Source organism: Armatimonadota bacterium (assembly GCA_035527535.1).
Taxonomy (GTDB): domain Bacteria; phylum Armatimonadota; class Hebobacteria.
Genome location: DATLAK010000061.1, coordinates 1 through 21,940 on the forward strand (window position 1 = coordinate 1; position 21,940 = coordinate 21,940).

A 21,940-nucleotide genomic window follows, 5' to 3' on the forward strand; every position below is an offset into this window, starting at 1 on the left:
GACGGCGCTAGTCGTGATCGCGCTCGTCGCCTGTGGCGCCGCTTTGCTTTTTTCCCGTCCGCTGGTGGGGTACGAGCGGGGCTTGCCTTTGGCGGCGGGCCTGGTGCTGGCGGTGCTCGCCCTTGGCGGGCAGGCGCGCGACCTCTGGCGCATCCATCCCGCCAAGGGGGGCGAGGAGGTCAGTCTGGTTTACGAGCGCTGGAACCCCATTTCGCGCCTGGCGGTACTACTCGAGCAGCGAGGGTCTTGGGGAGGGCGTCCGTTCGGATGGGGCCTGTCGCCCGCGTACGACGGCCCGGCGCCGGATCGCGGGATGTACATCAACATAGACGCCAACGCGGCAACCCCCCTGGTGCGCTTCGACGGCGATCCCTCGCGCCTCGACTACCTGCGCTATGACGTGACCGCGGTAGCGTATTACCTCAAGCAGAGAGGCCGCGTTTTCGTGATCGGCCCTGGCGGCGGGCGCGACGTGCTCACCGCCCTCAACTTCGGTCAGGTGAAAGTTGACGCCGTGGAAATCAACCCCACCATCGTTGACATCGTGGAGCGCGTATTTGCGGATTTCACCGGGCGACCTTATCAGTACCCCGGCGTTTCCCTTACCGTCGGTGACGCCCGCAGTTACATCGCGCGCTCCTCGCAGCGCTACGACATCATTCAGTCCTCGCTCACCGATACCTGGGCCGCGACCGCGGGCGGCGGCTTCGTGCTCACCGAGAATCTCCTTTATACCCGCGAGGCGTTCCGCGACTACTATCAGCACCTGACCCCTGACGGGATCCTCAGCATCAGCCACTGGTACCGCTATCCGATGCCGGACGAAATCCTCAGGTTAGCCACCCTCGCTCGAGTCGCCCTCGAGGCGGAGGGCGTGAAGCGTCCTGCCGACCATGTCGCAGTAGTACTCATGCCAAGAGTCATGTTTGGCCCGATGGGCGTGGCGACCTTCATGATGAAGCGCTCGCCTTTCGCCCCGCAGGAATTGTCCACGTTGCGCGCGGTGTCGGCGCGCATGGGTTTCGAACTGGTGTATGCACCCGGCGGAGGCAAGGAGGAGCTTTTCGAGCGCTTGCTCGCCACGCCAGATCTGCAGGGGTTCCTCGCCTCCTTGCCCGCCGACATGTCGCCGGTTACCGATGACCGGCCGTTCTTCTTCCTGCTGACGAGCCGCAAGGACCTATCGTACACTTCGCTGCTTCAGCATCTGTCCCAGTGGAACACCAACCCGATTTCGCTGTTGGTGAGCCTGCTGGTGCTGCTGGGCGCCGCCGTCGTGCTGTTCATCCTGGGGCCGCTCTACACCCTGCGGCGGCCAGCGTTGCGAGCTCATCGGCGTGAGGCCATTTTCTTGCTCTACTTCCTCTGCCTCGGGCTCGCCTACATCATGATCGAACTGGCGCTGATGCAGAGGTTCGTCCTCTTCCTGGGGCATCCCACTTATTCGCTGTCGGTCATGCTAAGCACGCTGCTGATTGCGAGCGGGCTCGGCAGCCTGCTGACCAACCGGGTGGCCGAGCCCAGAACCGCGAGCCGCTTGGTGCTGCTTCTGGGGTTACTCTGCGTTTCGGTGCTCGTGTACAGGCTGGTCCTGCCAAGCGTACTGGCCCACTTTCTGGCCGCGAGCAAGGGGGCGCGCGTATGCCTTTCCGTCGTGTTCCTGGCGCCCCTGGGGCTGCTGATGGGTATGCCCTTCCCGCTGGGCATCCGGGTCGTTCGCGATCGCGCTCAGGCCATGATACCGTGGTTCTGGGGCGTCAATGGCGCGGCTTCGGTCCTGGGATCGGTGCTCGCGGTAACGCTGGCCGTCTTCTTTGGCTTCAGCGTTGCGTTGATGGTTGGGCTGGGGGCGTACGCGGCGGCTCTGGTCGTGCTCGGCGTTCACCTCGTCATCACCTGCGCCGGGAAGCGCCAGGGCTTGCGTATCGCCCACCCGGCCCAGTGCAGGAGGACGTGACGGGAAGGCAGAACTCTCTCCTCACAACTGGCAGTCCCGCCCTTGACCCCCGGTTGAAAACGGTATCTCATGCCATGAAGACAGTAGTCTCCATAGCCCGTAACGTGCTTAAGGTATTGCCAGGTTATCCCATGCTTCGACGTGGTTATGAGGCACTGAGAACACTGGGCAAGACCAACGAATATTGGGGCCGGGTGGTCATGAACCGTGAGACCCGAAAGATCGTCAGAGGCCTAAAGCCCAATACACTGAAGACACTCGAGATCTCAGGCAGCAGTTGGGGCAAATGGGAGTCATTCAAAGAGTACAAAGAAGTTCACCACCCTGACTTTGACATCTGCGGATCTTCGCTGGAAGAGACGTTTGACTTGATCATTGCGGAGCAGGTGTTTGAACACCTGCTCTGGCCCTATCGCGCGGGTAGGAATGTTTACAGGATGCTGAATCCTAACGGATATTTGCTCATCACCACACCGTTCCTGATACGTATACACGATCAGCCTATCGACTGCTCTCGTTGGACGGAGATTGGGATCAAGTATTTCCTCGCGGAATGTGGATTCAGTCTGGAGCGCATTCAAACTGGATCATGGGGAAACCGCACCTGTATCCGGGCCAACTTCACCAGATGGGCGCCTTACCGCCCGCTGTTTCATTCGCTCCGGAATGAGCCTCGGTTTCCCATGGTGGTATGGGCCATTGCTCAGAAATGAACGTGCAGATTCTCGCTACATGTAACCGAGCGCCTCGAGTTGCTTACGCCGCTCCTCGGTTAACTCAACAGGTTCAGCCGAGACTTCGTGGAACTGATAAACCATGAGATAGGGCTCCTCCCCTTCCGGAGGCCTCGGCGGCACGGATGCCGAAAGGTCTCGGAATGAGAGGGCGCCCGCGCCAATGGTGAACGGCATGGTTTCGGGATGACGGCGACCCTCACCGACGAAGACCCGTGAGGCCGGAAAGTCTGTCTCGCCGCAAGCAACCTCGATTTCGATGGCTTCTCCAGGGATTGCCATGCAGAGGATGACAGGGCGATAGGCCCCACCAGACGGGAAGTTGAACGTCACATCAGAATCTTGTTCACCCTCAAAACGCGCGCCTTGGCCCGCCGCTACGGCATATTCGAATGATCCTCGCAGCGTGACCCGCATCTCCTGCTCGCCGCCGTAGGGCCGCAGCAGCGTGAAGCGGGCGCGCTCCGCGATACGTTCCACCAGCGTCCTGCTCATCTCCGCCGCCAGACGTTGTTCCTTCCACGAGATATTGTAGTCCTCTTCGGGGTCGGCTTCGAGATCGAAGAGGGCGCGGTTGGAGGACGGATACGCTCCAGTTCCTGCCAAGAAAATGTAGAACTTGTGCCGGCCCGACGTGAGGGCCCACTGGTGAATGACCGTGCTCACCAGCAGGTTTCGTGGCAGCGCTGCCCGCCCTGCAAGGAATTGCGCCAGCGAGGGGGCGGCGTCGGCCGGGGGAAGCGCTCCGGCCATTTCCAGTAAGGTGGCGAACAGGGAATAGCTGCCGATTGCCTCGCGCACGCGCGAGGTTGTCACTTGCCCCGGCAGGCGAATCAGCAGGGGCACCTGGATCAGCGCGTTGGTGAGCCGCCCGCCGTGCCCGAAGGACTCCGGGTTCTCCAAGAAGGCCTCGCCGTGGTCGGAGGTGAGCACGACGATGGTGTTGTCCGCCCGCCCCAGCGCGGCCAACAGACCGAGTATCCGCCCCACGTACTCATCCGCGCAGCGAATCTCGCCGTCATAGAGGGCCTTCATGTAGGCGATGTCGTCCGCGTCGGGCCAGGTCGGAACATAATCGGGCTCCTTCAGTTCCTCTCGCAGGTTGTAGTCGCCGGCGAGGCGGCCGTTATACGGCGTCCGTAGGAAGGGGTCGAGATGATGTCGTCTCAGCGCAACCCAGTCGTGCGCCTCGTAAGTGTGAAAGAACAGGAAGAACGGCTGCTCCGCGTGGGCCTCGAGCCAGCGGCTAAGGTGCTCCGTGGTCTGCGCGATGTCGGGTTCGAGGCGCGTGTCATAATAGACGTCAAAGCCCTGGTCCATGCCGAACTCGGCGCCCATGAACCCCCCCTCGGCGAAACCCGCGGTGGCGTAGCCGCGCTCCCGCAGCAGCTCCGCCAGGGTCCGCTCATCGCCGCTCAGCTTATCCGTGTCCAGCACCATGCCCAGATCGGTCGGCAGCTTGCCGGTGAACAGCGAGGCGTGGGAGGCGAGCGTCCAGTTCGCCTGGCTGTAGGCGCGCTCGAACAGGGTCGAGCAGGCGGCAAGCGCGTCAATGTTGGGGCTGGTGGGCAGGTCATAGCCGTAGCAGCCCAGGTGGTCGGGGCGCAGGGCGTCTAGGTCAAGGATGACGATGTTGGGCGGGCGCCGCCCCCCCCGACCGCGCGGCCGGGAGCGGATCTCCGGGTTAGCCAGGGCGAAGCCGGACAGGCGGCCCGCCGTCCGCGCCTCGATGTCGAGCGTGACCGCGCGGCCGCCCCAGCGCCGCAGGTCGGCGCTGACATCAATCCACCGCGCAGCCTCGACGGAGCCGGGCTCCACCCTGCGCTCCGCCACCACCGTGCGGCGACGAGCGCCATCGGGGGTCACGCCGACGGTGATGGTGATCGCTTCACCGGAAGCGGCCCCGGTCAACCCCACGCTGCACGAGAACGCCGCGCGCCGGGGCACCGTCACGCGATGCGCGAAGCGCTCGCCGTCAGGAACGGGCAGGGCCGTGCGCAGCTCGTCGTCGAACCGCACGCGGCGCGTCGAGTGGTGCTCGCACGCGATCGCACCGATGCGCGCCTCGACGCGGTCCCGCTCCGTGTCGGGCATGATCGCCAGCCAGCGGATGTGGCCGCGCCATGCGGGCGCCTGGCCGACATTGAAGACGTAGGTCTGCATCCCCTTGCCGGCGTAGGTGCGCACGTCCAGGTAGCGCTCCCCTGAAGGGGCCAGGCCGTCCGCCACCCCCCAAAACAGGCGCGCGGTGTCGAAGATGGCGCGGCCCTCTGGAATATCCATGGCCACCGTGATCTGGGTGACGGTAGCGGCGTCGAGGCTGATGCCGCACCAGATCGCTCCGCCGGCCCGGTCGCTGCGGAACGTGAGCGGCTTGCCCGGCGCGGCGTGCACCGTGGCGCCATCTATCCCGATCCACCCGCTTGCCCCCTCGCTGCCGTCGAACTTGAAGCGGCGCACCACCACCCGGTCGTCCCTCTCCACCCAACCTACTTCCTGGTTGACGACAGCCAGTCGCTCGATGCGGAATCGCGTGCCCGCGGGGGTCCGCAGTGCGATGCGTATCAGGGATATGCGGCCTTTCCATTGGGCGCTTGTGCCGACGGGTAGTGCGATGATCTGACAGACGCTGTCCCCATCGCTAGCCGCGCCGGAGCGCCACCTACTGCCCACGCCGTGCACCGGCGACACCACGCTGCCCGCTGGGCTGCCATCGGCGCCGAGCCAGTGCGCTCCGATCACGCCGTCGGCGCTAGCGGAGATGGACAGCACGATATGCGTTACCGTCTCCGCCTCGACCGCGCAGGGCCACTCCAGAGCGGCGCCCTCGACGCCGACTGCGCCGACCAGCGCGCTCTCAATCACACGCAGGGACTCGACTCCTGCCGTGGGTTGCCACCCCTGCGGCCCATCCTCGAAGTTGAACTCACGCACCACCGCCTCGGTCACCTGCGGCGCACGCGGCTGGACGATGTCGGCAAGGCGTACTACATTGATCGGCTCATGCGCTGACGGTCTGGCCTGCCACCTAATAAGGATGAGTAGCGTCACCGCGGCTAGTCCCAGTGCTCCAACCACCAACGCAAGGGTTCGCAGCGAATGGGGCAGGTGCGGCTGTGTCGCCGCGGTGAATGCCAGCGCCGCAACCGCAAGGGCTATGACCAGAACGGCAGGAAGAAGTCCCCGGAAAGACATTCCTCTATCCTCAAGCGCATACAAGCAGAGATAGCACGGAGGTGTGATACGCAATCGGCCACATCATACCATGCCCGCTCAAGCGGGAATAGGGTCGGCCTGACCTCGTGCATCTGCCTCACAGCCTTCCCAGCCGATGGCGATGGTGTGCACGCGAAGCGTCGGCGGCGGAGCATTGTCAGCCGCCGGCAAGGGGTAGAGCGAAACGCGTTGCAGGGAAGAAGCGCCGCCCAGCGGTGCGCAGGCGCTGACCGCGCCTGCGCTGAGATCGAGACGGGCGGTAACGCAGCCGTTGATCTCAACCTCCAATCGGCCGGGCGCCGTTGATTCACCATAAATGGTTATGCGGCTAAGCGGAGTTATGAGTGGGTAGGGCCAGGGAAGAAAGACGGTAGCCCCAGAACGGGCAACGAGCCCCTCTGCCGCCCCATAGGCGCCAGGCGGTTCCCAACCCAGGCCGACCTGGGCTTCGGGCGGGCGAGCCAAGTGGATAACAGCGGCCATCCGGCGCGTTGTGAGCTCTCCAGGACAGGGTGGGGGCCAGGCGCTGAGGCGCGGTGCACGTTCGGGCGCTCCGCCGTCCACAGCGGACGCAGCCCGCCGGTACCAGGGGACGAGTTCGCGCCGCAGCCGTGCGGCGCTCGGGAATCGCCAAAGCAGCCACAGCCATTTACGCATCAGTTGTGCTGCTTCTGCCCGGCTGCGGTGGCAAACGGCTCGCAACCCGAGATAGGCGTCGCGCAGCAACTCTTTTCCACTCATCAGCACCAGACGACCCAGCGGCATCGTCTTTGCCGCCAGGCGCAAGCGCGCTCGCCGTACGATGTAGGTTCGTTCAGGGTAACCGTAGGGCTGTCGGGCCCAGGCCTCAGGCACGAAACCAATCTCGCCGCCGGCGGCCAGCAAACGGATCCCCAGGTCGGCCATGCAGAAGGCGTCAAACAGCTCCGTATCCAAGCCGCCCACCCGGTCTAACTTCTCCCTGCGAACGAGCACACAGCTCTCGTTGGGTAGTGCGGCGCCGCTCTTTCGCCCGGCGACCTTGCTCGTGCGCTCGCCGTAGCTGCAAGGCACCACCCATCCGCCGCGGGTCAGGCAGCTTGCCGCCGCATATACGAAGTTCTCGCTCTCCGCAATCACCACTAGCGGCTGCGCCGCAGCCGCCTCTGGATGGTCGTCAAGGTGTTCCCGCAGTCGGGCCAGGGCTTCCGTGTCCAGCGTGGTGCCGGCTTCCACAAACAGCAGTTGCTGAGCAGTCGCCGCCCGCGCGCCGGACGCCAGCGCGTAGGCGCGTCCCTCGCCGCGCGCCAGGGAAAGGAGCACCGGTTCGCGATAGAGGCCGCGCAGGTGCATGACCTCCCGCTCGTTGCGCGCCGTCTCGACCACGATGATCTCGTGGCATGGCGCTGTGCCCGCTCGCAGCGAGTCGATGGTGGTCTGGACCGCGTGAAGATCCTCCTGACCCCAGACCACTACGGCACTGACGCTCGGGTGTGACATCGCTAAGCCGTTCGCCGCCGCTCCGCCCGCGCGTGGTTAGCAGCTTCCGCATATGCCTGCTCGTAGCGATCTATGACAGCGCCCCACGTGTAGTGGCGCAGAAGCTTGCGGTATCCCGCCTCGCCCATGCGAGCCCTGAGCGCAGGCGCCGCCATCAGACGCAATACGGCGCGGGCTAGTCCTCTATGGTCTTCGAAGGTCACCAGCAGTCCGTCTACTTCGTCATCAACCAACGAGGTCGTGCTTCCTAGACGGCAGCCGATTACTGGTTTCTTATGCAGCCACGCGTCGAGGTAAACGAGGCCGAAGGACTCGTGCAAGGAGGGCAAGGCAATCACGTCGGCCGCCGCAAGAATGCTGCGCTTGTCCTCGTCGGCGAAATCGTCGATCCAGATGATGCGGGCTTGGCAGTGACGGGGCATATATCCGAGTTCGCGCTGCATATGCGGAGATTCGATCGTGCGCCCCCCGGCCACCACCAGCCGGACATCGGGCACCCACTGCCATACCTGCTGCATTGCCTCGATGAGGAACCACACGCCCTTGTAGCGCTGCTTGCGCCCGACAAAGGCAATCAGCGGTGACCGCCCCACGTTGTACTTGGCCCGGAAGTCATGGGAGAGTGCCTCGTCGTCATCCAGCGGGGTGGGGTCCACGCCGAGCCCCGCTACCGTTACCCGATCCCGTGAAACGCCTTGGGCTACCAGTTCGTCCCGCTCGTGGGTTGTGAACACGATAACGGCGTCAGCCCGGGCGATGCGGCTGATTACCGCCGGATGGTTGCTGGTGGGATCGAATGCGTGGAAGCAGGGAATAGTAACCACCGCCAGGTTTCCCCGAGCGCGGCGGCGCGCCGCCAGGGTGTAAACGAGGACGCTCGACGAGGCTGGCACCGCTACCGCGACGTCCGGCTGCCAGGCGGCGACGGCTCCTGCAATTCCGCGCAGCGCCGGCCCCCGCGCGTGTGCATCCAGCGACTCCCTGATCCGGGCTACCGGAAGCCGCGCCGCCAGACGCCCCGCTTGGCACACGCGCTGCAAGCCGAATCGAATGGGAAAACGAGTGATGGGGACGCCGTTGACCTGGTCTTCGCCGGCGCGCATGCTGGGCGCGGTGGGATCGGTGAACCCAACATCGTGCTGCGCGGTTGATGTGAACACCCGCACCACATGCCCCCTGGCGAGCGATCGCTCGCTGAGTTGCTGAGCCACCCATTCGCTCCCCCCGCGGACGGGTGCATACGCCTGCGAAACATATGCTACGCGCATGATACATCGCCTCATGTAAGCACCCGCTGGCAGGCGACGCCCTCGCCTCAGGCGGCGGTGCGCTTCTCTCTGCATATCGCCACAAGGTGCGGGCTGATGTCAACAAGCAGCGGCGAGAGCTCGACGTCGCTCACACTGGCCAGCGGCGGCGCTGCAAGGTAGGGAAAACGCTGGAGGTAGGATCCCACATAAGCAGCGAACTGAAAGGGGGTAGGGTAGATTCCGCGCAAGGGCAGCCCTTGGTCAGCCCCAGTAGGCAGCAGCTCCGTGCCCAAGCCCGCCACTTGGCGCGTCAGCGCAGTCGCCGCAGGCTCCGCACCGGGTGTGGCAGACTCGGCCGGGAGGCGCGCCGCGCTGCCCGTCATTTTGCCCCAGGCGCGTCGCAGCCAGTAGGAGGGGCGCAGCTTGCTTCTGATGGAGGCGACGGCCGCCCCCAGCGCACTCACCTCTCTATGCACCGCCGCCTGTTGGTTGGCGATGTGAAGGCATTTGTTAAGGCATTTGTTAACGGCGCGGACCTGTTCGTTCAAAATGTCCTCGATCGCTTTCAGGTCCCGCGTGTGGGCCTGCTGAAGGCCGTCCACTACCGCCTGGAACTGCGCGGCAACCCCCTCCAGGTCATTGGCCAGCCCGCGAGCCAATTCCCACTCTGCAAGCCTGTGTGACCACGTAGGGGCCAGGCGCTGGCCCAGAAGGTCAGCGCGGTGGAAGTAGCGGTCCAGGAGTTCCCGAAACTGCCAGACGAAGAGCTCTCGGACATGGTACACGTTGGTCAGGCCCTGACGCGCCAATTGCGCGCGCAGGACCTTCCGATTCGGAGTCGAGACTAAGCATATGCCGTCCGGGCGCAGCAGGCGCACGATCTCGCTCAGCAGCTCGTCGTGCTGCATGATGTGCTCCAGCACCTCGAAGCAGACGACGAGGTCGAAGGATTCACTTTCCAGCCCGGTGATCAGAGCATCACCCACCGCGTACGACAAGCCGGGGGCGGAATAACCTCGCTGCGAGAATGCTATCGCCCGATCGTCGCGGTCAAGGCCAAGCACCTCCCGGGCTCCCGCTTGGGCGAGCAGGTAACTGCCGTATCCGCCCCCCGAGCCCAGGTCGAGCACGCGCATCCCCGCCGCGAACCCCGCGGCGAACTGGTAGCGCGCAAGCAATTCGACGTCCAAGGTGCTAGGAGTAACCGCGTTGGGCACGCGGTTCTCGACGCCTGGCGGGATAATCAGTTGCTCTCCACCGCGCTCGGCGAGTTGCGCTTCCAGTGCTGCGGTCAGGCGTTCGATGGCCGGGGCGCCCTCCCGTCGCAGCCACGTCCCGTCAATGGTGATGATTGGCACCCCGAGCTCTGCTGCTGCCTCCTTCAGTGGCAATTGACATGCGCATTGTGCCCCCCCATCCACGAACACTAGACTGACGCCAACGCGTTCCAGCGCCTCGCGGACTACCTCCTTGACGCCCGGCCCGGCTGCGGGGAAATCCGAGGGTTCATAATAGTAGGGTAGGTGCGGCCGCGCATCAGGTCCCGCCAGGTATTCGAGCGAAATGCCGTGGGCCATGAGCCCAGGTCGGAGCGCTTCCCAGCCGCACGCCAGTGCGGCTGCCTCCTCGCGGCAGGAGCAGCATTCATCGAGCGCTATGAGGCATAATCCATGCATTGCTTGGTCCGTGTGCTAATATGGCGCCGTGGGTCAGCCACCAGTCAACCGCCCGCGCGAGCGTCGTCGTAGTGTAGTCGGCCTGCCGACCTGAGGGCCGAAGTGCCTTGAGGGCAGCACGGCCGTGCCCTCCCAGCAGCAGGATGGTGGTGGCGCCCACCACGCGCCCGGCAAGTATGTCGCCGACATTGTCGCCGATGGCCACGCTGCGCGACAGGTCAAGGGCCAGTGCCCGCGACGCCCGCAGCAGCATCCCCGGCGCGGGCTTGCGGCATCCGCACCGCTTGCGGTAGCGCGCGACGCTCCCCTCTGGATGATGAGGGCAGTACTCGATCAGATCAACGCGTGCTCCCCGGCGCGCGAGCCGCCGCAAGACTTCGTCGTTGACGGCGGTGACTCCCCGTTCATCGGTCATGCCGCGGGCGACCACCGACTGGTTGCTGACGATCACGACCGCTACGCCGGCTCGATTCAACCGGCAGATAGCCCGCGCCGCTCTCGGCAGGAGCCTGATCTGCCGCTGATCTGTCAGGTGGTCCACCTCGCGGATGATTGTGCCATCGCGGTCAAGGAATGCAGCCGCGCGGCCCCGCGACGGGGAGGTGCCAGTTGAGCGCGCCTGCTCAGCGGCGCGCATTGAAGACAGCCTTGCTACCATCTGGCTCAAAGCGGAAAGGCAACTCGCGGTAGTCGGCGAGGGCTGCCCGTACTGATTCGCGCGTCCCTTCAGGGCAATAGAGGAGCAGAAACCCCCCGCCGCCCGCGCCTGGCACCTTGCCGCCAAGCGCTCCAGCCTTGACTGCCCGCTCATACATGGCGTCAATTGCTGGTGAGCTTACGGCGCCGCCGAGGGCTTTCTTGCGCTCCCAGCCTTCCCGCAGGACCTCACCCGCTGCCGAGATCTCGCCCCGTTCCAAAGCGCACCGCAACTCTCGCGCTTGGTCCCGTATGCGGCGCAGGTTGCCCATGTTCTGATGACCGCGGCGGACGTGCTCCGCCAGGATCCCGCTGGCATCGCGCGTAAGACCCGTGTAGAAGAGCAGCAGGTTGTCTTCCAGCCTGAGCCGGGCATCCATCGGCATCTTGATGGTCTCGGTAGTAACGGTGCCATCGCAACCAAACTCTATCACCCGTAGCCCTCCGTAAGCGACGATGTACTGGTCTTGTTTTCCGACGGGTCGGCCCAGGACGTCAATCTCAATTCGGCATGCTTGCGACGCCAACTCCTCGGCCGTCACCAGTCTGCCAACATAGGCACACAGCGCGTGCATGACACCTATCGTCACGCTTGCAGACGACCCCAGGCCGCTGCCGGCAGCCGGGACGTCAGCCATTGTACTCAATTCCCATCCGGGGCCTACGTCTATCTGCCGCGCGGCCTCTCGCACAAGGTCATGCTCAATCTCGTCAATAGTGGCGACCAGTTCAGTCTTGGTGTACCCGACGCGGACCAGGTTATCGAAACGCCGCTTGATCACAGCGAACACGTACTTGTCAATGGCGGTCGAGACGACCATTCCCGGCTCCTCGCGCCAGAAATGCGCAAGGTCGGTCCCGCCTCCGGCCAGGCTGATCCGCAGAGGAGTCTGGGTGACGATCATGCCCGTGCCTCCTGTGACCACGCGGCGACATCGCGCTCCGCCTGAGCCAGCGCCGCTGGTGTGCCGATGTCGAGATGATAGGCGGTGGTTTCCCACCCATAGACGGCCGCGCCGTCGGCGATAAGCCGGGGGAAAACATCGCGCCCGAAATCAAGCGCCTGCCCTGAGCGAAGTCGAAGGGGCGTCTGATCGCCGAGGTAGTCGAAGATGTCGCTGCTCATGGCATAGATGCCTGCGTTCGCCAGATCCGTCTGGGGATGCTCCGGCTTCTCCACAAATGCGGTGACCCTGCCGTCCGCGGCCAGTTGCGCGATGCCGCACCGGGTGGGATCGGGCGCGTGGAAAAGGGCGATCGTTACCAGCGCCCCGCGCCGCCGGTGAAACACCACGAGGCTAGTCAAGTCCGCGCGCGTGAGATTGTCAGCGTACGCGACAAGGAAATCCGGTTCGCACTCGACGAACCCGCGGTTGGCCTGGACGGTGCCAGCGGTGCCCAGGAGCTCTGGTTCGTGTACCAGGATGACACGCGGCGGGGGTCGGTGTGCGCGCACGAACTCGCGGACCTGCTCTGCCAGATGGTGGGTGTTGATCAAGACCTCGTCCACGTTGTGGGCGTGAAACAGCTCTAGCCAGTGCGCGAGCAAGGGCCGCCCCGCGATCGGCACCAGGCATTTCGGCACTCTGTCAGTAAGCGGTCGCAGTCTCTCACCACGGCCTGCGGCCAGCAAGTAGGCTTTCATCAGCATGTCCCGCCTTCGAGCGAGCGCGGTGGGAGGCGGCTCGACTACCTCTGGTCTGGCGCTGGACAACCCCCCCCTATTGTGATTCAATATACGTTATACCTTGCGTGCGGTGGACCTGTCAAGTTTGCCGTCCCACGGGTCTCTCCTATTCCGCCGGGCGCATCGCAGCCGCCTGTAGACTCTTCGACTGGAGCGCATCATGCATGTGGTGATCCTGTGTCCTCCTTCGTGCCTCGATCCTCGGCAAGAGGCAGTGGCACCGCTCGAACTTGCGCTGGCAGCTGGCGCCTTCCGCGCTGCAGGCTGTACGGTCGATGTACTGGACATGGGAGCCACGCCGGTTGCTTTCGAGGAGGTCGAGCGGTGGGTTCAAGAGCGCGCCTACGACATGATGTACACTGCGGGGGTCAACGAGCAGCTGGACTACTTGCGCTGGTTTACGCGCATCAACGCCGAAGTCAACCCATCGGCGCCGATGTTGATCGGCGGGTCGGCGGCACTTTCCCTGCGCGAGAAACTGGTCGAGCGGAGTCTGGCGCACGGGCTCGTCCTGGGAGAGCCGGAATGGGTCTTGACGGCAGTGGTCAAAGCACTCCGTGAGGAGCGGTCTCTGGTTGACGTGCCGGGGCTCGTCGTGCGAGACCGCGACCAGATCGTTGCGACGGGCGCGTCGCCGTTGTCGGCCGACCTGAGCGGCTTGCCTCGCGCCGCCTGGGAGCTTTTCCCGGTGCGGGAGTACCTGGGCCGTCGCCACGTGCGCGGGCTCAGGTACGTCACCGGGGCGCTGCCGGTCCTGGTCGGGCGGGGATGTCCGTACCAGTGCATCTACTGCCTGAACCCCGAAAGCAGGCAAGTGCGTTACCGCGACCTCGAGGACTGCATCGCGGAGGTTGACGACTTGCATCAGCGCCTGGGTCTTCGCCACATCATGTTTCGCGGACTCACCGTGCCGGCAGACGACGAAGCGAGCACGGGCCTGGCAGCAGGCATGGCGGAGCGCCCGCACCTGACGTGGGAGATAAGCACACGCATTGATCTCATGACCGCCGAACGACTGCAGGAGTTCAAGTCCGCTGGCTGCATCTTCGTGGAGTATGAGCCGGAGGTGCTCGACCAGGGCGATGCCGCTGAGATCCGCCGCTTTGTAGACCTCGACCGGGTGCGGCAGGTGCTCAGTGCCCATCGCGCGCAGGGGGTGCCCTTTGCGTTGCCGCGGCTCGTCTGTGCGTATGCGGGGGAGGTGCCGGCGGTTTCAGCGGAGTTCGCTCAGTTGTTGCACAGCCCGGCATGTGATCCTACCGTGGTCCGCTTCTATCCCGGGACCGACCTCCACCAACGGTTGACCAGCTGGCGTGTGTTGGACGAGGACTCCGATCCGGAGGCATACCTGGCGTCTCTCTTGGAGGGCACACTCGGCCCGCCGCCGCTGGATCCCCTGCAGCGGACAGAAGTGGAGCGGCGCCTTGCAGAGTCCCCCCGGCTCGAAAGGCAGTTGCCCCGCTTGCCGAACCGACCACGAGTGGCGGTTATCGCGGCGGCCAGGACCGCCGCGGTCGTGGAAGCGATTGCTGCGGCCGAGACCGAGTATCCGACGGGCCAATTCCTGGTGGCTGCATCACCGTCGACGGCAGCACAGTTGGCATGGATAGAGAATGAAGGTGTTCGCCTGGTTGACTATCGGCAGTCAGGGACCGTGGGGTTATTACGCGCCGTGCAAGCCACGCGTCCGCACCTGGTGATAGTCGCTACCGATGAAACCTCCGGCCGCTATTCGAAGGCGAAGTTGCTGGCTATGCTATCGGGGAGCCGACGGCTGGCGGTGTATGACGGCGTCACACGCAAGCACTTGCGGTTCGCTCCCGAACTCTGTAGGGACATCGCAACCCGGCTGCACTTGCCCCAGCGTTCGTCCCCGTCCCAAGGACACCTATCGCAGCCCACCCGCGGTGAGGCCTCCCTACTCGACCGGCCTACGGAACGGATGTTTCCAGAAGTCGCGCCCGAGATGGGGCGGCTCCTACACGTCGCCCGTTACCGCTTCGCGGCTCGGTTCATTGATTCCGGGGATCGCGTGCTGGACTGTGCGTGCGGTACCGGGTATGGCTCGGCCCTTCTGGCACAGGCGGGTGCCTGCGTGACCGGGGTTGACCGCTCTCACACCGCTGTGCGCTATGCAACCTACCGACACGGCGACACGGGAGTGACTTTTACGGTGGCGGACGCGACCAAGTTGCCGTACCCGGACGACTTTTTCGACGTGGTAGTGTCTTTCGAGACCATTGAGCACATCCCCGACGACCAGGCCTTTCTGGCCGAAATGTCGCGTGTATTGAAGCCGCACGGCCTGCTGATCGTCTCTACGCCGTGGCAGCCCTGGTCGGGTGAGATTTGGCCTTATCACGTGCGGGAATACACTCGGCCAGAGTATGAGTCGGTGCTGGGCGAGCGCTTTCTCATTCGTGATCTCGTGCCTCAGTTGGACGATCAGATCAACTGGCGACTGCCGCTTGGTAATTTCATGATCGCGCTATGTGAGAACGCAAGCGGGGGCGCGCTCACGCTTCGCCCCGGCCGATGGAGCCGTTACCGTCCGCAGGTCTCGGTGATCATGTGCACTTGGAACGCTATGCAGTTCCTGCAAGAGGCGCTGGACAGTGTATTTGGGCAAACGTTCCAGGATTTCGAGTTCGTGGTAGTGGACAACGGCTCGCGGGACGGAACCCGAGAACGCCTACAGGAGCTGCACGCCGACGGCAAGCTCAAGCTCGTGAGCCTGGAAGACAACATTGGCGTGAGCCGCGGCCTCATCGTCGCATTGGTGCATTCGCGGGGCCGATTCATAGCGCGCATGGACGCGGACGACCTCTCGCGCCCGCAGCGGCTTGAACGGCAAATCCGGTACCTCATGGATCACCCGGAAGTGTGCTTGCTGGGCGCCCGTGCGGTTCTGATTGACGCCGAAGGCAAGGACTTGGGGCGCTTCTTCGGAACGGTCCACACCCACGAGGAGATTGTCAAGGCCATGGAGAGGGAATGCCCCTTGGCTCACGGCTCGATTATGTTTCGCCGTGAGTTGCTGCGAGAGGGTGGCATCTATGACCTCGATTATGACGAGGCGGAGGATTACGATCTATACACGCGCGTGTGCCATCAGCAAAGAATGGCGGTGCTGGATGAGGTGCTGTTCGAGCACCGCCAGCACGGTGCGCAGGCTACCAAGGCTCGCTGGCGGACGGTGGAGGCCTGGGCCAAGTCGGTGCGCTGGGCCCACTGGTTTCGCAATGTGCAGAGAGCACGCAGGGAAGGGGCTCAAGGCGACAGGTAGCCGACGGTTCTACTCGTTTGTGTCGGCGGGGGCCATGACGACAGCTCCGCATGGCATGTACGAGATGCCAGCGCGCCGCCTGGCACACACGCAGTGCAGGCGAGCCAATAAGGGGCTAGCCGCTTGGAGCACAAGAGGACATCATGGTCACGACGGGCTCAACGACCTGCGTGGGCTTCAATCTGCAGCCGTAGTCGGGCTTCGTTGATACCTGGACCGGGATACACACCGCAGTGGTGGGCATCGGACTGCCGCCGGGACTACCTGCCTCCTGTTTATGACAGCATCAGGGAGGACGACCATGTGTGCTGACCTGCTGATCTGGGATGAAGACCTGCGCTTCCAGGCCGTGTTGAGCGAAGTGCAGGAGCATACCATCCTTGACGTCCCCAGATGCTACATCCTGTGGCAACTCGGCAAGACGGTAAGTGCCATCACAGGGGATGCCGCCGAGCTGGGCGTGTACCGAGGGGGCACGGCGAAGTTGCTGGCAAAGGCGTGTCCGGGCAGGACATTGCACCTGTTCGACCCGTTCACGGGTCTACCCGCCCCATCCTTGATCGACGTGATGGGCGAGGGCGAGTTTATTGACACGTCGTTGGAGCAGGTGGAAGACTACCTGCGCGATTGCCGAGATGTCCGCATCTATCCCGGCCTGTTCCCCGAGACCGCGCGCCCGACGAAAGACGCGCAATTCTGCTTCGTCCACGTCGATGCTGACCTCTATCGGTCTGTGCTGGACGCCTGCATCTGGTCTTATCCAAGGTTGCGTCCGGGCGGGGTCATGGTCTTCGATGACCACGGTTGGAGTTGTAGTCCGGGAGCGAAACAGGCCGTGGATGAGTTCTTTGCGGACCGGCCTGAGTACCCTGTGTATCTGCCCACTGGACAGGCGGTAGTGATTCGCCACCACGCCGCGACGGATTCGACCGGAAGTCCGCGCGGTTGGTGGAGGCGGCGCAGAAGGTGATCAGACACCTCGAGTGGTCGCATCCACAAGCGAGGTTGGCCGCCGACCTCTGCCGCGCGCGCGGGCCGTCTGTCGGGTTGAGTTGGCGGCCCCCGATAACGCCCACATAGCTGGCGCGCCCGGGTGCAACCTCGAGCAAACGAGCGCAAGGCGGGCGCGGCCTGGCCATTCTCAACCTGGGCAGTGTGCCGCAGGGTACGGGCGTCGGCCATCGCTAGCGCAGCGCGCACCCCCCGAAAGCACGGTCCCATCTTCACCTCGCCCTCCTGCTTGTGGTACAATGCGCGTCACCAAGAACGTACCTGCTGCCGAAACGAGGGGACATCGGCCATGGTCAGCAGAATGCGTCGCATCGCCGTGCTCAGTCGCTTGGCACCGCTGAGTTGCTATTGCGCAGTTGCCGTTATCGCGGCCGTCGTTATCTTCCCTCGCCTGGACACTCGTCCGCGCCCACATGCTGACAGCCTGGGCTACTTCGTTTATCTTCCCGCTCTCTTCGAAGGAAGGCCCTTCGACTTAACGGAACTGGAGGCGTTCGGGCGCTACTCCCAGGTGCCGGGAGCAGTAAAAGGTCGCCGGGTCAACGTATTCTGCGTCGGCTCGGCTATCGCGTGGCTGCCCTGGTATGCCGTGGTGCGTCTGTTCCGCCCGCAGCAGAAGCCGTGCCGGGCCTCTGGCGCTCGATGGATCAACATCCGGCAGCGCGGAGGGCCACCGGCGCCGCCCCGGCTTCGGTCGTGCGTTAGCACGCGTCCTTACTGGGGGACCGAATGTTTGGGGCTCAGGCCATTCCCGGGCGAATGGTGCTGATGGCGCTTGGTACGTGCCTCTTTCTGACGACATGCGCACATGCCGGCGGATTTGGTGTGCCTTCTGAGCCGGCGACCCGGCCAGCGGGCTCCAGATCCGCTATCCTCATCCAGCTCACCGACAACGCTCTCAACTTCCCCGCCATCGCCGTGCCCGGCATCGCGACCGCTCCCGCCCCCATTTCCGTCGAAGTCATTTCAACCTACCCCTCCTGGCGCGTCGTCGTACAGGCTTCTGAGCTTGCCGGCGACGCGGCCACGCTTCCCGCCGGTCGCCTGCTGGTCAGCCACCACCTGAGCACCGAGTCCTCGCATCCCCTCGCCGGCGCCGGCTTCCAGTCGCTGGACGAGCCCCGCGTGGTCGCCTACGGCGGCCCTGCCGGCGCGGTGGTGAGCAATACGCTGTCCTTTTCCCTGATCGTGGATTGGACTGATCGCCCCGGAACGTACGTGGGGACGATCCAGTTCACCTCCCTGGTGGAGCCATGAGGAGGGTGTGCTGATGCGCGGACTGATGCTGATACCTTTCCTTTGCGCGCTGGCCATCGCGGGGGCGGGACCGGTGTCGGCGCAAACCGAAGTTGCCGGCCCCAGCCTGGCGGTCATCGCCGAGGTGGGTTCCTACATGACCGTCAGCCTCAGCACCGACGCGCTGCACTTCGCCGTCGCCGGCCCGCCGGGGGTTTATGGCGCCGATGTGCCGGTGTCGGTGACGGTCGGGTGCAATGCCGGCACCTGGTCGGTCTCGTGCGCGGCCTCCGCGCTCACCAGCAGCAATGGCAGCATCGGCCCCGAACGCCTGTTTATGGGCCGCCAGAGCGCGCCCGACACCCCCGACCAGGGCGGTGGACTTGGATTTGACACCATGGACCTCAAGCGTATGGTTACGCAGGGCGGGCCCCAGGCGCCCCAGGCGGTGGAGACGCTCGATTTCCGCATCTTGACAAAATGGGAGGATCGCCCGGGAACCTACCAGGGCACCATCACATTCACCTACCTGATGACGCCATGACAGTGCGCTGGGCGGCCGCGGCCATCATGCTTGCCCTCAGCGCGGAGGGCGCGCTGGCGGAAGGCGCCCCCGGGCCGGGGGCAGCGCCGGTGGCAATCGCGGTGAGCCCGCCCATCGTGCGGTTGCGGACGGGGGCGGGGGGAAGCGCGCGGTTCAAGATAACCGTCAGCAATGTCGGGCGGCAGCAGGTGCACATCGAGGCGGTTACGCGCGATATCACGCTCACCCCGGACGGCATGCCGCTGGTGGGGGCGCGCGGGGAAGACCGCTGGTCGTGCGCGGGGTGGATAGAGGTGCGGCCAGAGCGGATGGAGCTGCGGCCGCAAGCATCGCAGGAGGTGGTTTGCACGCTCAAGGTGCCGCGGGGCGTGACCGGCGGCCGTTATGCGTCGGTGCTTTTCCAGGCCCAGCACCTGCGGCCCCCCACGGGCGTGGGGCTGCGCGTGGAGGCGCGGCTGGGCGCCCTGGTGATGCAGACGGTGCCGCTGACCGGCCGCCCGGCGGCGGAAGTGGCGTTGATGCAGGCGACCCCGCATGACGGCGGCGTCGAGGTGGTGGTCGAGGTGCGCAATACGGGCAATATTGACTTCAAGGCCACCGGCTCAGCCGTGGTGTACGACGCGGGCGGGCGCGTGGCGGGGCGCATCGGCCTCAATGGCGGCACCGGCACGGTGCTGCCCGACGGGGTGCGCCGGTTGACGGGAACATGGACGCCGCGCCGGCTGGCAGCCGGCGACTACGTCGTGGAAGCGCGAATCGCGATCCCCGGACGGGGGACGCTTCGCGGACGGACATCGGTTGTGGTGTCCGCCTCACAAATAAAAACGCGGTGAAAGGAGGTGCCACTAGGACAGTGACAGAGCAGCAGGTGTGGCCCGGGAGCCCGGCCTGATCCACGCAGGAGCGGGACCGAGACCCCCGGACCACACCCATTTTAGCACGCCCAGCCTGCCGGGTGCAACTTTGGGCAGGCCGGATCCGCCCCGACGGCGGCGGAGGCCCTCCGGCGGCCTGAAGCCGGAAAATGATGAACGACGAACGGAGGTCGCAAACATGCGACGTATTATGATTTTGGCCATCGTGGCGGCGATGGTGGTGAGCGCCAGCGCGGCGTGGGCCACCGTCGGCTTCAACGACGGCCTGAGCTACAACCCGAACTCCGGCGGCGCCGGCTATTTCGACGGCATCACCGGCGGCGGGGCTTACCCGTACAACCTGGCTTCCCCAAACGCGACTGACCCCGCGCCGGGCGGTCCGGGGACCTGGGTGAGGACGCCCGCAGCCCCGGCCCCGGCCGGCCCCAAGAACTACTACACCGCGGTCTCGGGCTCGGGGTACGTGTTCGGCGGCGTGTATGACTACGATGACTACATCTGGATGCAGTGCTTCGGCACCCCTGAGGGTGATATGAATATCCAGGTCATCGCCGACGTCGAAATGTGGGAGTTCCTCACCCTCGGCGCCAGCACGGTCTACTTCCACCAGGGGCAGCCGGGCGACGGGCTGACGATCCCGACCAATCCGGATACGCCAGTCCCGCAGTCCGCTGACATCCCCGGCACCTTGAGCTCCAACAACGGCCAGTTCTGCGGCCTGGTCAAGAACACGTGGACCTCGACCGACAAGGCGAAGGCCGACGGGTTGGTCTTCCTGGAGGACGGTTGGGGCCGCAACCGCGCTTGGCACGTGACTAACCGACCCAACGACATTTGGCAGGACATCCCCATCGCCTACTCGTTGGACGACAACAACACCGGTACGTTTGTCCCTGGCGCCTGGAGCGGCGGCAACAACAGCCAGGACTGGGGCTACTGGTGGCTGGTCAACAACGGTGATGCGTGTGTTAACCGCCCCTACACCTTCAGGCTCACCATCACCCCGCTCCCGCTGCAGACAGACGGTCGCTACTATCTCGACCCAACCTGGGCGACTATGCCGGCCCTGTAAGTTGCCTGCATAGGTGACTGGACAGTCGCGCTGAAGGCGCACGAGCGCGCCGGAGGCGCACAAGCTTGGCGGCCGGGGGGATGCTGCCCCCCGGCCGCCAGGCCGCTAGCAGCGCAGCAAGCTCGCACGTTGGGGGCGCGGGGTTCTTGGGCGCGGGGTTCTGCTAACCCCGCGGGGATGGGATTCCTTGGGCGCGGGGTTCTCCTAACCCCGCGGGGCCCGCGTTGGGCGCGGGGTCCTGCTAACCCCGCGGGGCCCGCGACCTTAAGAGAAGGTCGCGCCCGGGCGCATGAGGGGCGCGGGGTCCTCTCGAACCCGCGAGGCCCGCGACCTTAAGAGAAGGTCGCGCCCGGGGGCATGAGGGGCGCGGGGTTCTGCCAACCCCGCAGGCATGGGATTCCTTGGGCGCGGGGTTCTGCTAACCCCGCGGGGGCCCGCGACCTTGAGAGAAGGTCGCGCCCGGCGGCATAAGGTTGCGCCCGGCGGCATAAGGTTGCGCCCGGTGGCATAAGGGGCGCGGGGTCTCTTGGGCGCGGGGTTCTCCTAACCCCGCGGGGCGCGCGAAGATGACAGGTTTCGAGCACCTGAGGCATGTACGTGGCCGCCGCGTTCATGCGGTGGACGGGATCTACCACTTACGCACGAGCACTATTCGGCGCACGTCGCTGCTTGCCGACGACGCCTGCAAGGAGATCGTCCGCGATACCTTGCAGCGGGTAGCAGCCGTCCTCGATTTCGACGTGCTAGCATATGTGATCATGCCCGACCACGTGCACCTGCTGATACAGCCGCACGGGGCCAGCATCAGCAAGGTCATGGCGTCCTTCAAGCGACACAGCGCGCGTAACATCAATAAGCATCTTGGCCGAAAGGGACAGGTCTGGCGCGAGGAGTTCTTCGATCACATGCTGCGCACAAACGAGCACCTGGAGCAACTCGCGGACTACATCCATGACAACCCCGTGCGGCGTGGCCTGGCGCCAAGCGCGCGGGACTGGCCATTCTCGTCGTGGCACGAAGTCTACGGCGACAGCGGATTCCCCGGCGTATGACGCGCGCTGGGGGCGCGGGGTCCCTTGGGCGCGGGGTTCTTGGGCGCGGGGTCCTCTCGACCCCGCGGGGCCCGCGTTGGGCGCGGGGTTCTCCTAACCCCGCGGGGCCCGCATTGGGCGCGGGGTTCTGTTAACCCCGCGGGGCCCGCGTTGGGCGCGGGGTTCTCCT

16 protein-coding genes are annotated in these 21,940 nt (G+C 65.0%); 9 read left to right on the forward strand and 7 right to left on the reverse strand.

What is annotated here, in order from left to right:
- Window positions 1-1,957 (forward strand): hypothetical protein (locus tag VM221_03695; GenBank protein ID HUT73923.1); only part of this gene is annotated, 1,957 nt, incomplete at its 5' end.
- A 74-nt stretch (window positions 1,958-2,031) separates the two neighbouring features.
- Window positions 2,032-2,670 (forward strand): methyltransferase domain-containing protein, encoded by a 639-nt coding sequence (locus VM221_03700; protein ID HUT73924.1) that lies wholly within the window; start codon window positions 2,032-2,034, stop codon window positions 2,668-2,670.
- A 15-nt stretch (window positions 2,671-2,685) separates the two neighbouring features.
- On the opposite strand, the gene VM221_03705 is transcribed toward VM221_03700, so the two are convergent.
- The 7 genes from VM221_03705 to VM221_03735 form a co-directional block, all read right to left on the reverse strand.
- A complete protein-coding gene (locus VM221_03705; protein ID HUT73925.1) occupies window positions 2,686-5,742 on the reverse strand; it encodes a sulfatase in 3,057 nt (1,018 codons plus the stop codon).
- Window positions 5,743-5,964: 222 nt separating this feature from the next.
- A complete protein-coding gene (locus VM221_03710) occupies window positions 5,965-7,386 on the reverse strand; it encodes a glycosyltransferase family 2 protein (GenBank protein ID HUT73926.1) in 1,422 nt (473 codons plus the stop codon).
- A 2-nt stretch (window positions 7,387-7,388) separates the two neighbouring features.
- Window positions 7,389-8,729: a glycosyltransferase family 4 protein gene (locus VM221_03715; GenBank protein HUT73927.1), complete on the reverse strand. Its 1,341-nt coding sequence runs from the start codon at window positions 8,727-8,729 to the stop codon at window positions 7,389-7,391.
- Entirely contained in the window at window positions 8,702-10,213 is a 1,512-nt protein-coding gene (locus VM221_03720) for a class I SAM-dependent methyltransferase (protein ID HUT73928.1), read from the reverse strand. Before VM221_03720 ends, VM221_03715 begins: the two co-directional genes overlap by 28 nt.
- A 67-nt stretch (window positions 10,214-10,280) precedes the next feature.
- Window positions 10,281-10,970 carry an HAD-IIIA family hydrolase gene (locus VM221_03725; GenBank protein HUT73929.1) on the reverse strand — a complete coding sequence of 230 codons (690 nt, stop codon included), beginning with the start codon at window positions 10,968-10,970 and terminating at the stop codon, window positions 10,281-10,283.
- Entirely contained in the window at window positions 10,936-11,913 is a 978-nt protein-coding gene (locus VM221_03730) for a GHMP kinase (GenBank protein HUT73930.1), read from the reverse strand. The genes VM221_03725 and VM221_03730 overlap by 35 nt, the downstream gene beginning before the upstream one ends.
- Window positions 11,910-12,659: a nucleotidyltransferase family protein gene (locus VM221_03735; GenBank protein ID HUT73931.1), complete on the reverse strand. Its 750-nt coding sequence runs from the start codon at window positions 12,657-12,659 to the stop codon at window positions 11,910-11,912. The genes VM221_03730 and VM221_03735 overlap by 4 nt, the downstream gene beginning before the upstream one ends.
- 322 nt (window positions 12,660-12,981) lie before the next feature.
- Here VM221_03735 and VM221_03740 point away from each other — a divergent pair, with 322 nt between their 5' ends.
- From VM221_03740 to VM221_03770, 7 genes are all read left to right on the forward strand, one after another.
- A complete protein-coding gene (locus tag VM221_03740; protein HUT73932.1) occupies window positions 12,982-15,981 on the forward strand; it encodes a glycosyltransferase in 3,000 nt (999 codons plus the stop codon).
- Window positions 15,982-16,282: 301 nt separating this feature from the next.
- Complete coding sequence (locus VM221_03745) at window positions 16,283-16,951, forward strand: TylF/MycF/NovP-related O-methyltransferase (protein ID HUT73933.1); 669 nt, start codon at window positions 16,283-16,285, stop codon at window positions 16,949-16,951.
- A gap of 866 nt (window positions 16,952-17,817) precedes the next feature.
- Window positions 17,818-18,249 (forward strand): hypothetical protein, encoded by a 432-nt coding sequence (locus VM221_03750; protein HUT73934.1) that lies wholly within the window; start codon window positions 17,818-17,820, stop codon window positions 18,247-18,249.
- 13 nt (window positions 18,250-18,262) lie between these two features.
- The gene (locus VM221_03755; protein HUT73935.1) at window positions 18,263-18,772 is read left to right on the forward strand and encodes a hypothetical protein; all 510 of its coding nucleotides are present in this window, start codon (window positions 18,263-18,265) and stop codon (window positions 18,770-18,772) included.
- Complete coding sequence (locus tag VM221_03760) at window positions 18,769-19,605, forward strand: hypothetical protein (protein ID HUT73936.1); 837 nt, start codon at window positions 18,769-18,771, stop codon at window positions 19,603-19,605. The genes VM221_03755 and VM221_03760 overlap by 4 nt, the downstream gene beginning before the upstream one ends.
- A gap of 220 nt (window positions 19,606-19,825) precedes the next feature.
- The gene (locus VM221_03765; protein HUT73937.1) at window positions 19,826-20,719 is read left to right on the forward strand and encodes a hypothetical protein; all 894 of its coding nucleotides are present in this window, start codon (window positions 19,826-19,828) and stop codon (window positions 20,717-20,719) included.
- A 566-nt stretch (window positions 20,720-21,285) separates the two neighbouring features.
- Entirely contained in the window at window positions 21,286-21,771 is a 486-nt protein-coding gene (locus VM221_03770) for a transposase (protein ID HUT73938.1), read from the forward strand.
- Window positions 21,772-21,940 lie beyond the last annotated feature (169 nt).

Excerpts from the sequence above, each read along its gene's own strand:
- VM221_03770 (HUT73938.1), top strand. The coding sequence starts at position 21,286 with ATGACAGGTTTCGAGCACCTGAGGCATGTACGTGGCCGCCGCGTTCAT.
- VM221_03755 (HUT73935.1), top strand. The coding sequence starts at position 18,263 with ATGCGCGGACTGATGCTGATACCTTTCCTTTGCGCGCTGGCCATCGCG.
- VM221_03745 (HUT73933.1), top strand. The coding sequence starts at position 16,283 with ATGTGTGCTGACCTGCTGATCTGGGATGAAGACCTGCGCTTCCAGGCC.
- VM221_03710 (HUT73926.1), bottom strand. The coding sequence starts at position 7,386 with ATGTCACACCCGAGCGTCAGTGCCGTAGTGGTCTGGGGTCAGGAGGAT.
- VM221_03735 (HUT73931.1), bottom strand. The coding sequence starts at position 12,659 with ATGCTGATGAAAGCCTACTTGCTGGCCGCAGGCCGTGGTGAGAGACTG.
- VM221_03765 (HUT73937.1), top strand. The coding sequence starts at position 19,826 with ATGCGACGTATTATGATTTTGGCCATCGTGGCGGCGATGGTGGTGAGC.
- VM221_03730 (HUT73930.1), bottom strand. The coding sequence starts at position 11,913 with ATGATCGTCACCCAGACTCCTCTGCGGATCAGCCTGGCCGGAGGCGGG.
- VM221_03720 (HUT73928.1), bottom strand. The coding sequence starts at position 10,213 with ATGGCCCACGGCATTTCGCTCGAATACCTGGCGGGACCTGATGCGCGG.
- VM221_03760 (HUT73936.1), top strand. The coding sequence starts at position 18,769 with ATGACAGTGCGCTGGGCGGCCGCGGCCATCATGCTTGCCCTCAGCGCG.
- VM221_03740 (HUT73932.1), top strand. The coding sequence starts at position 12,982 with ATGGGAGCCACGCCGGTTGCTTTCGAGGAGGTCGAGCGGTGGGTTCAA.
- VM221_03715 (HUT73927.1), bottom strand. The coding sequence starts at position 8,729 with ATGCAGAGAGAAGCGCACCGCCGCCTGAGGCGAGGGCGTCGCCTGCCA.
- VM221_03725 (HUT73929.1), bottom strand. The coding sequence starts at position 10,970 with ATGGTAGCAAGGCTGTCTTCAATGCGCGCCGCTGAGCAGGCGCGCTCA.
- VM221_03700 (HUT73924.1), top strand. The coding sequence starts at position 2,032 with ATGAAGACAGTAGTCTCCATAGCCCGTAACGTGCTTAAGGTATTGCCA.